The sequence below is a fragment of the Pseudomonas sp. K2I15 genome (assembly GCF_002204795.1).
GTDB lineage: Bacteria > Pseudomonadota > Gammaproteobacteria > Pseudomonadales > Pseudomonadaceae > Aquipseudomonas.
In genome coordinates, this window is record NZ_NIXO01000102.1 from 1 (window position 1) to 9,586 (window position 9,586).

A 9,586-nucleotide genomic window follows, 5' to 3' on the forward strand; every position below is an offset into this window, starting at 1 on the left:
CCAGTTTGGTCATGACACTGGCCGGTGCTTGTTTTTCAAACCGCTCTAGAACCTTTTCCCACATAGTTTCGTCGTCCTGACTGGGTTGTTTGGGGGATTTTAAACCAAGACCTTGAAAGGCATGGCTGTAAGAGCGGAACCAATACCAGCCATCACCCAAATAACGGATATACACCCCATTTACGAGGCCCAAAAAAAAACGCCCCGAACCAGTCGGGGCGTTTTCAGCTGATCAAGCTACGGGCCTTACTTACCCTGCCAGCGTTTCAGCACCAGGGTAGCGTTAGTGCCACCAAAGCCGAAGCTGTTGCTCATCACAGTGTTGATGGTTGCATCTTCACGAGTCTTGGTCAGAATCGGCATGTCAGCCACGTCCGGATCCAGTTCCTCGATGTTGGCAGAACCTGCCATGAAGTTGCCTTCCATCATCAGCAGGCAGTAGATCGCTTCGTGAACGCCGGCGGCGCCCAGGGAGTGACCCGACAGACTCTTGGTAGAGCTGATCGCCGGAGCCTTGTCGCCGAATACCGCACGCACGCCTTCCATTTCCTTGGAGTCGCCGACCGGAGTCGAAGTGCCGTGGGTGTTCAGGTAGTCGATCGGGGTATCAACGGTAGACATCGCCATCTGCATGCAGCGGATGGCGCCTTCGCCGCTTGGCGCAACCATGTCGTAGCCGTCGGAAGTCGCGCCGTAGCCGACGATTTCCGCGTAGATCTTCGTACCACGGGCCAGGGCGTGTTCCAGCTCCTCGACCACCACCATGCCGCCACCGCCGGCAATGACGAAACCATCACGGTTCTTGTCATAGGCGCGGGACGCTTTTTCCGGGGTTTCGTTGTACTGGGTCGACAGTGCGCCCATGGCGTCGAACAGGAACGACTGGCTCCAATGTTCTTCTTCACCGCCGCCAGCAAACACGATGTCTTGCTTGCCCAGCTGGATCTGCTCTACCGCAGTACCGATGCAGTGAGCACTGGTGGCGCAAGCGGAGGAGATCGAGTAGTTCACGCCCTTGATCTTGAACGGCGTGGCCAGGCAGGCGGAAACGGTGCTGCCCATGGTCCGCGTGACGCGGTACGGGCCAACACGCTTGACGCCTTTCTCGCGCAGGATGTCCAGCGCTTCCATCTGGTTCAAGGTCGACGCGCCACCGGAACCGGCGATCAGGCCGGTGCGCACGTTGGACACCTGGTCTTCGCTCAGGCCGGAATCAGTGATCGCGTCCTTCATGGCCAGGTAGGCGTAAGCGGCTGCGTGGCCGACGAAGCGATAGATCTTGCGATCGATCAGCTCTTCGAGGGGCAGGTCGATGGAGCCGGAAACCTGGCTACGCAGACCCATTTCGGCATATTCCGGGTTGAAGCGGATGCCAGGGCGACTTGCACGCAGGTTAGCGGAGACGGTCTCTTTGTCATTGCCCAGGCACGAAACGATGCCCAGACCAGTGATAACGACGCGGCGCATGCGGATAACCCTTAAAAGTTGTCAGTGGAAGTGAATACGCCGACCCGAAGGCCTTCGGCAGTATAAATCTCGCGACCGTCGACAGTCACCGAACCATCGGCAATGGCCAGGTTCAGCTTGCCCTTGAGGACGCGCTTGATTTGAATGTTGTAGGTGACTTTCTTGGCGGTCGGCAACACCTGGCCAAAGAACTTCACTTCGCCCGAACCCAGGGCGCGGCCGCGGCCCGGCAGGCCTTGCCAGCCGAGGTAGAAGCCAACCAGCTGCCACATGGCGTCGAGGCCCAGGCAGCCCGGCATCACCGGATCGCCTTCGAAATGGCAGGCGAAAAACCACAGGTCAGGGGTGATATCCAGCTCGGCGACCAATTCACCTTTGCCGTACTTGCCACCCTCTTCGCTGATATGGGTGATGCGATCCACCATCAGCATGTTCGGGGCGGGCAGTTGCGCGTTACCTGGGCCGAACAGCTCACCGCGACTGCAGCGCAGCAGGTCTTCCCGAGTAAAGGCGTTTTGTTTGGTCATGCGAGCTCCTCAATAATCCCATGCGGCAGGGCAGGGCAAATCTTCCCGGCCGACTGAGGCGTTCATGCCTCACATCGGCAGCCTACACATAGACTATTGCGTTGTAGTGAAAGTCACAGCGTCAAGGTCATGAATGTACACTTGTGCACTGAAATTATAAACCGGGCCGGTTTACGGGCCCGTTCGGGTGCCTAAGACTGCCGCACTTTCGTCTTTCACGCCAGTCGCAGTTGGCTGATGGCACCGTGTTACTGCACCCATCGCTGTAGGATTTGCTGCAAATCCGTGCGTTTGAACGGCTTTGCCAGGTAATCGTTCATTCCAGCCGCCAGGCAGGCTTCGCGGTCGCCCTGCAAGGCATTGGCGGTGAGGGCAATGATCGGCAGGTCGGCGCAACCGGGCAACTGGCGAATCTGCCGGGTGGCCTCGTAGCCGTCGATGCCCGGCAGTCGGCAGTCCATCAGGATCGCGGTAAAAATCAGGCTCTCGGCACTGCGAATCGCTTCGGCGCCGTCGGTGGCAATGCTCACCTCGAACCCCAGGCTGCGCAACATGGCTTCGACCACCGTGCGATTGACCGGGTTGTCTTCCACCAGCAACACGTTGCGCCCTTCGCCCGCGCTGGCATTGCCTTCGGCGTTCGGCGCGAGCACAGGCAAGCTCTGCTGGTAGATCGCCAGCGGGATTTCCAGGGTGAACACCGAACCCTGGCCTTCTTCGCTCTGGGCGCGCAGGGTGCCGCCCATGCGTTCGGCCAGGGTGCGCGCGATAGGCAAGCCGAGCCCGGTGCCGCCGTAACGTCTTGAAATGGAACTGTCGGCTTGCTGGAATGCATCGAACATCAATTCCAGGCGTTCAGCCGAAATGCCAATCCCGCTGTCGCGCACGGTGCAGGTGAACCACAGCAATTGATGGTCCAGCGTCTGCCAGTGCGGTTCGATGGTGACGGTGCCGTGCTCCGTGAACTTGAGGGCATTGCCGATCAGGTTCACCAGAATCTGCCGGATACGCGTCGGGTCGCCCTGCACTTGCAACGAGTCCAGGCCTTGCGGGATCGGCACTTCAAGCGCCAGCCCGCGTTGCTGGGCTGCATGCTGGAAGGCCTGGGTGCAACTGCTGATCAGCTCCACCAGGTCGAACGGAATGTGCTCCAGCTCCAGGGCCGCACGCTCGATGCGCGAGAAGTCGAGGATGTCGTTGATCACTTTCAGCAGGTGTTCGGTGGACTCCGAGGCCAGCGCCGCGTATTCGGTCTGCTCATCGGTCATTTCGGTGGTTTCCAGCAGTTGCAGCATGCCCAGCACCCCGTTCATCGGCGTGCGCAGTTCATGGCTCATCATCGCCAGGAAGTCCGACTTGGCATTGTTCGCCCGTTCAGCTTCTTCGCGGGTCTGGATCAACTGGGCCATGGCCTGGTGCTGTTCGCGACTGGCCTGGTTCAAGCCGTCGGCCAGGTTATTGATGTGGCGCGACAGGTCGCCCAGCTCCGAGTCATCCACGATGGGCAGTGGCGTCTGGTAATCACCCTGCTGGATCGCCTTGACCGCATTGCCCATGGCGCTGATGGGCTGCGACAGGCTGGCCGCCAGGCGCCGGGCCAGCAGGAAGGTAAACAGCAGGGCGAACAGCGCGAGAATCCCGGCCTTGAACAGGATTTCCTGCTGGCGCTGGCTGAACGCATCGTTGGACATGCCGACGATCACCCGGCCCAGGTAATCCGCGCGGGGCGCCTTGGGCTCGGCGGTGCTGTCCTGGAAGAAGTCATTGCCCAGCTGGATATGTTGCAGGCGAATCGGCGCCTGGAACACTTTCACCGACAGCGAGCGATCGTGCTTCTCGGACGGTTGCTCGACGTACACCAGAATGTTTTCGGCGCTGTCCTGAATCTCCAGGAAGCGCACATGCGGCGTGGCCAGGGTGGCGCGCAACAGGCTTTCGAGCACGTCGTTGTTGCCGGAAATAACCCCGTATTCGGTGGCCGGCGCCAGTTGGTTGGCGATCAATTGGCCGGTGTGGTCCAGTTCCTGGCGCAAGTCCTGGATCCGCACGAAGGTAAAGAAGCTGATCAACAGCAGCGTCAGCAGGAGTGCCGGGCCCAGGGTAATGAGCTGGGTGCGGGTGTTGATGTCCCAACGGCGACGAAAGGTCATGGGCGTTTTTCTCCTTCGGCCAGGCGGGCGGCGACGTTGGTTTCGTCCACCTGTTCGATTCCCAGTGAGCGCGCAACCTGTGGGTTGCCCACGACTTTGAAGCGTTCCGGGTACAACGAGCGCGGCCAACTGGACGGCGCATGGTCCAGTAGCCGGTCGAGCACGTTCAGCCAGTCGGCTTGATCGCTATAGGTACTGGCCAGGCTGCCGGCCTTGACGAACCCGGCGTTGGGCCCGACCAGTGGCAATTGCCTGGCATAGCTGCTGAGCAGCAGGTTTTTTGCGGTTTTCGGGTTGTACAGCTGGGGATCATCCAGCCCCAGCAGGACGTCGCTGCGCTTGAACAGGCTTTGCAGCGGACGACTGTCATTCGTGTTGTCCCAAAGCTGGGGCACGATCTCCAGCCCCATGGGCGCTGCGTACTGGCGCAGCTCGCGGAGCAGGAATTCGCTGTCGATGCCATAAAGCACGCCGATGCGCCGGGCCTGGGGCAGGATGCCGATGATCAGGCGCAGTTGGCGGTCCAGTGGCGGGTCGCTCCACAACAGGCTGATCTTCGCAGGCAAGGTGTCACCCAAGCGCTGGCGGGCTTGCAAGCGGCTGATGCGCAGCACCAGGGTCGGCGGGCCCTGGGTGTCTTGCAGGCGCCAGTCGAGGCTGGGCAGGTCCAACAGGATCAGGCGGGTGCCGGCCGGCAAGTGTGCAGGGGCGGGGAGGTCTTTGAGCAGGGTGAACTTCACGCTGTCTTCGGGGCGCTGCTGGGCCAAGGCCTGGACGAACGCTTGTACGCCAGGGCCGTCTTCGTCGGCGGTCAGCAGGATATCCGCCGACCATGTCGGGGCGGCAAACAGTAAAACCCCAAGCAACACACAGCGCCGCCAGAGCCGGGCGGTAAAGGAGAGGGTCATCCGTGACGGGGCGCGGTCCATGCTAGAACTCTAACTCTGCACTGAAGTAGAGCACGTGGCGCTGGTCATAGTTGTTGTCGGGCCAGGTGGTGGGCTGATTGTCGAGCCGTTGTTGCAACATGCCGGCCAGCTCCACGTTGGCTTTGCCCAGGGCAATGCGCTTGGCCACCCGCAGGTCGACCCGTTCGAAGCGATACTGGTTGAGCGCGTCGTCGCCATAGTAGAACACGGCGCTGGACCAGCCATGGCCCCATTCACGCATCCAGCCGGCCGAGCCGCTGTTGCGGGCGGTTTGCTGCTTGTCCAGCGGGTTGGTGGCGCTGGCATCCACATAAGCATAGGTGACGCGAAGCCGGTCGGCGGTGCTCATGTGCCAGTCGAGCTGGGTTTCTGTACCGGTAAAGCGCGAGCTGTTTGAGTTGCTGGCGATGTACTGGTTGTTGCGCAGCGGCTCGCTGACCATGTCGCTGATTTCGTCGTAGAACAGCTTCACGTCCACGTTCAGCCCGATGTCGGCAAAAAAGCCGTTGTAGCCCAGTTCCCGGGAGCGCATCAGCTCTTTGTCGAGGTTGCCCGGGCCGCGGGTCACCACGAAGTATTGCCCGGAATTCTGGCCGTAGGCCGGTGAGCTGAGGTTGGTGACGCGGTAGCTCCAGTTGACGTTGTTCTCGAACATGTCCGGCGAGCGGATGGCTTCGGAATACACCGCCCGCAGGCCGTGGCGCGGGTTGATCAGGTAGTTGACCGCCACCCGGGGTGTCAGCGAGTTGCCGCTCAGGTGGGTGTCTTCGTACATCGCGCCGCCCTGCAGCAGCCAGTGTTCGCTGGCGCGCCATTCCAGGTGGCCGAACAGGCGCCAGGTGGTGTCGTCCAGGGTGCCGTTGAAGTAGGTGTCGGAGTCGGCGCGGTCGTAGCGGTAATTCATGCCGCTGACCAGGCGCAGGCTGTCGGACAGGCTGAGGGTGTCCTGCACCTCCAGGTCGTAGCGGCTTTCCTTGGTGCTTTGGTCGATGTTGCCGCAGACGCTCTGGTTCGCACCATTGCGCCATTGATCCAGGACCTGGTTGGCCAGCGCTTGTTCGGCGGCGCTGCCCTGGGGCGCGGTCCCTTGGCTGTATTTGTCCATGTGCCGGGCCAACCGCTCGGCATAGTTGGGATTGAGCTGCCACAGCTGGGTCAACTCCGGGCTGAACGAGACCTTGGCGTCGCAGGCGCGCCAGATCTGCCGCCGATCCCACTGCTGGGCCGAGCCCTGGATATACAGGCTGTGATCGGGGTTGAAGTCGAAGTTCCAGCGCAGGGAGCCGGCGTAATCCTTGGCGCTGACGTCGGAATTGTCACCGCCTTCGGTAATCCCGTCGAACACCGGTTGGTAGGTGTATGGGCGTTGGTTGGTGCCTTCCTTGGCGTCCAGTTGCCAGTCGATGCTCTGTTGCGCGTTCAGGGTCTGGCTCACGGCCAGGCTGAAGCGGCTCAGGCGGCGACTGTCACGGCGGTCGGCGCCCACGCGGTCGCTGTCAAAACCATCGTCCTGTTGCCCGGACAGCGACAGGCGCAGGTCGCCGGTTTCCCAGCCCATGCCTTGGCTGGCGTACCAGTCGTTGATCCCGCGTCCGCCCTGGGTGAGTTTCATGCGGGTGCCGTGGCTGTTGGCTGGCGAGCGGGTGAGGATGTTGACCACCGCCATCAGCGCGTTGGCGCCGTAGCTGACGGTGTTGGGGCCGCGGAAGACTTCGATACGGTCGATGTCTTCCAGGGCCACCGGAATATCGCTCCAGTCCACTGTCGCCAGGCCCGCGCGGTAGACCGAGCGGCCATCGATCAGCACCTGCATGCGCCGGGCATCGCCGGCCTGGGTACCGTGATAATTCACGGCGGCCTGGTTGCCTGTGGTGTAGCCGACCATCATCCCGGGCACCAGCCGCAGCAGTTCTGGGATATCCCGCGCACCGCTGGCCTTGATCAACTCGCTGTCGATCACCGTCATGCTTCCCGGCACCGCGGCCGCCGATTGCTTGAGCCGGGTAGCGGTCAGCACCTGCGGCAGCGGTTGGCTGTCGAGGAACAGATCGTCGGCCAGCAACGGCATACTGCACCACGGCATGCACAACAGCGTCAGCAAAAAGGATGAGCGAGGAGGAGGGCCCAAATACACGGCACGGCCTTGATAATTACGGATAGCCGCCCATGTTAACTGAGGTGGGGCCTTTTGCCAGTCGTCGCCCCTGTAATTACTTCGCACAAATGTCGCATTTTCCGACGAGCGTTTGAATTGACGCAGGGGCTGGCCGCAGGCGGGTCGCTCCGTATAATGCGGCCATCGCCACTGCTATGGATTAACGGATTGCATATGACTGAACAGCGCCCTATTGCGGTCCTGGGAGGCGGAAGTTTTGGTACCGCCGTGGCTAATCTGCTGGCTGAAAACGGTCATCGGGTACGTCAATGGATGCGTGATCCCGAGCAAGCCGAAGCCATGCGGGTCAACCGGGAAAACCCGCGTTACCTTAAAGGCATCAAGATTCTTCCGGCCGTGGAGCCGGTGACTGATTTGCTGGCGACGCTGACCGAGTGCGACCTGTGCTTTGTCGCGCTGCCGTCCAGCGCGTTGCGTTCGGTGCTCGCGCCCCACGCCGAGCGGTTGGCGGGCAAGCTGCTGGTGAGCCTGACGAAGGGCATCGAGGCGCATACCTTCAAGTTGATGAGTGAAATCCTTGAAGAAATCGCCCCCGAGGCGCGTATTGGGGTGTTGTCCGGCCCGAACCTGGCGCGGGAAGTAGCTGAGCACGCGCTGACCGCCACGGTGATCGCCAGTGAAGACGAAGAGCTCTGCGAACGGGTGCAGGAAGTGCTGCACGGTCGCACCTTCCGCGTGTACGCCAGTGCCGACCGCTTTGGCGTCGAGTTGGGCGGGGCGTTGAAAAACGTCTACGCGATCATCGCCGGCATGGCGGTTGCGCTGGGCATGGGCGAAAACACCAAGAGCATGCTGATCACCCGCGCGTTGGCCGAGATGACGCGCTTTGCGGTCAACCAGGGCGCCAACCCGATGACCTTCCTCGGCCTTGCGGGTGTGGGCGACTTGATCGTTACCTGCTCGTCACCGAAAAGCCGCAACTATCAGGTAGGTTTTGCCCTCGGCCAAGGCCTGAGCCTGGAAGACGCCGTGACGCGTTTGGGCGAAGTGGCTGAAGGCGTCAACACCCTGAAAGTGCTGAAGGCCAAGGCCCAGGAAGTCGGCGTATATATGCCGCTGGTCGCGGGGTTGCACGCGATCCTGTTTGAGGGGCGCACCTTGAACCAGGTCATCGAGTTGCTGATGCGGGCCGAGCCGAAGACCGATGTCGACTTTATTTCCACCAGCGGTTTCAACTGAGGAACGCGTGATGAACGATCCGAAAGCAGCACCCAAATATGAGTCCATTGGCCTGCGTGTCCTGTGGATGCTGGTGTTTGCCCTGGTGTGGCAAGTGGCGCAGTTTCTGCTGAGGGCATTGGTGGTGGTGCAACTGGTTTACCGCCTGGTGTATGGGGCGCCGAACCTTGGGTTGATGAATTTTGGTGACAGTTTGAGTCAGTTTTTGGCGCAGATTGGGCGGTTTGGCAGCTTTCACAGTGATCAGAAGCCTTGGCCGTTTGCTGATTGGCCGACGCCGCGTGCGCCGGAAGGCGAGGCTGCCCACAGTGTGCCGCCGGCGCCACATCCTGCGCGTGATGAGGAGCCGAAGCTATGAAGGTGTGGGTGTTGCGTCATGGTGAGGCCGAGGGGCATGCGCGTACTGATGCTGAGCGCAATTTGACGGCGCATGGGCGTGAGGAGGTTTTGCGCAGTGCGGGGCATTTGATTGGGCAGCCTGTGAGGGCGATTATTGCCAGCCCGTATGTGCGGGCGCAGCAGACGGCGCAGTTGGTGCGTGAAGCGTTGGGGTTTGAGCCGGATATTCGGACGGTGCCTTGGTTGACGCCCGAGAGTAATCCGCTGGAGGTGCTTAAGCATCTCGACAATGACGATGATGTGTTGCTGGTTAGCCATCAGCCGTTTGTGGGCGGGCTGATCAGTTATTTGCAGCATGGGCATTTGCGGCAGCCGCAGCCTATGAGTACGGCGAGTTTGGCGGAGCTGGAGGGGGATTTTCCGTTGGCGGGGTTGATGAGTCTTTTGAGTGTTCGGAATCCTTAGACGGGGTTTTGTGTACATATCCGTTGCTGCGGTCACGGCTGCTTATGGTTCCGCTCTTACAGCGGGTCACTTTTGGCAAACGCCCGGAATGCCGGCCCAGCCAAAAGTAACCAAAATGTATGGTCAGCCCCACCACTCGGTGCCTCGCTTAGGCTCTGCATGCCGGAACGAAGGCCCGATTCCGCGGGCCGCCGCGGGTAAATCGGCATCCTTGCCGATTTACCCGCCCACCGTGCCTACTTGCGGCCATCGTGGTTAACGGGGCCCGCAGATCAAGATCAAAAACAGATCAAGGGCACGGCGGCCTGAAAGCCGACCTGAGTGTTAGAAGCAAGGGCAAGGTCCAGAGCGAAA

At 61.1% G+C, this 9,586-nt stretch carries 9 protein-coding genes; 3 read left to right on the plus strand and 6 right to left on the minus strand.

Annotation, left to right across the window (positions count from 1 at the left end):
• The 6 genes from CEC48_RS31695 to CEC48_RS29750 all read right to left on the minus strand — a co-directional run.
• Positions 1-193 (minus strand): hypothetical protein (locus CEC48_RS31695; protein ID WP_218192543.1); only part of this gene is annotated, 193 nt, incomplete at its 3' end.
• Between the two features lie 53 nt (positions 194-246).
• A complete protein-coding gene (gene fabB, locus CEC48_RS29730; protein ID WP_088427080.1) occupies positions 247-1,467 on the minus strand; it encodes a beta-ketoacyl-ACP synthase I in 1,221 nt (406 codons plus the stop codon).
• An 11-nt stretch (positions 1,468-1,478) separates the two neighbouring features.
• Positions 1,479-1,994: a 3-hydroxyacyl-[acyl-carrier-protein] dehydratase FabA gene (fabA, locus tag CEC48_RS29735; RefSeq protein WP_003210552.1), complete on the minus strand. Its 516-nt coding sequence runs from the start codon at positions 1,992-1,994 to the stop codon at positions 1,479-1,481.
• A 248-nt stretch (positions 1,995-2,242) separates the two neighbouring features.
• Positions 2,243-4,144, minus strand: a complete 1,902-nt coding sequence (locus CEC48_RS29740) for an ATP-binding protein (protein WP_088427081.1) — start codon at positions 4,142-4,144, stop codon at positions 2,243-2,245.
• The gene (locus tag CEC48_RS29745; RefSeq protein WP_088427082.1) at positions 4,141-5,073 is read right to left on the minus strand and encodes an ABC transporter substrate-binding protein; all 933 of its coding nucleotides are present in this window, start codon (positions 5,071-5,073) and stop codon (positions 4,141-4,143) included. The genes CEC48_RS29740 and CEC48_RS29745 overlap by 4 nt, the downstream gene beginning before the upstream one ends.
• A 1-nt stretch (position 5,074) precedes the next feature.
• Positions 5,075-7,207 (minus strand): TonB-dependent siderophore receptor, encoded by a 2,133-nt coding sequence (locus CEC48_RS29750; RefSeq protein WP_088427083.1) that lies wholly within the window; start codon positions 7,205-7,207, stop codon positions 5,075-5,077.
• A gap of 195 nt (positions 7,208-7,402) precedes the next feature.
• Here CEC48_RS29750 and CEC48_RS29755 point away from each other — a divergent pair, with 195 nt between their 5' ends.
• Genes CEC48_RS29755 through sixA form a run of 3 tightly spaced genes read left to right on the plus strand, consistent with a single transcriptional unit; the run spans position 7,403 to position 9,232 of the window.
• Entirely contained in the window at positions 7,403-8,428 is a 1,026-nt protein-coding gene (locus CEC48_RS29755) for an NAD(P)H-dependent glycerol-3-phosphate dehydrogenase (RefSeq protein WP_088427084.1), read from the plus strand.
• 7 nt (positions 8,429-8,435) lie between these two features.
• Positions 8,436-8,786: a DUF4389 domain-containing protein gene (locus CEC48_RS29760; protein ID WP_176438805.1), complete on the plus strand. Its 351-nt coding sequence runs from the start codon at positions 8,436-8,438 to the stop codon at positions 8,784-8,786.
• Positions 8,783-9,232: a phosphohistidine phosphatase SixA gene (sixA, locus tag CEC48_RS29765; RefSeq protein ID WP_088427086.1), complete on the plus strand. Its 450-nt coding sequence runs from the start codon at positions 8,783-8,785 to the stop codon at positions 9,230-9,232. Before CEC48_RS29760 ends, sixA begins: the two co-directional genes overlap by 4 nt.
• Positions 9,233-9,586 lie beyond the last annotated feature (354 nt).

Coding starts and splice junctions, on each gene's coding strand:
- fabB (WP_088427080.1), bottom strand. CDS start 1,467: ATGCGCCGCGTCGTTATCACTGGTCTGGGCATCGTTTCGTGCCTGGGC.
- fabA (WP_003210552.1), bottom strand. CDS start 1,994: ATGACCAAACAAAACGCCTTTACTCGGGAAGACCTGCTGCGCTGCAGT.
- CEC48_RS29755 (WP_088427084.1), top strand. CDS start 7,403: ATGACTGAACAGCGCCCTATTGCGGTCCTGGGAGGCGGAAGTTTTGGT.
- CEC48_RS29745 (WP_088427082.1), bottom strand. CDS start 5,073: ATGGACCGCGCCCCGTCACGGATGACCCTCTCCTTTACCGCCCGGCTC.
- sixA (WP_088427086.1), top strand. CDS start 8,783: ATGAAGGTGTGGGTGTTGCGTCATGGTGAGGCCGAGGGGCATGCGCGT.
- CEC48_RS29740 (WP_088427081.1), bottom strand. CDS start 4,144: ATGACCTTTCGTCGCCGTTGGGACATCAACACCCGCACCCAGCTCATT.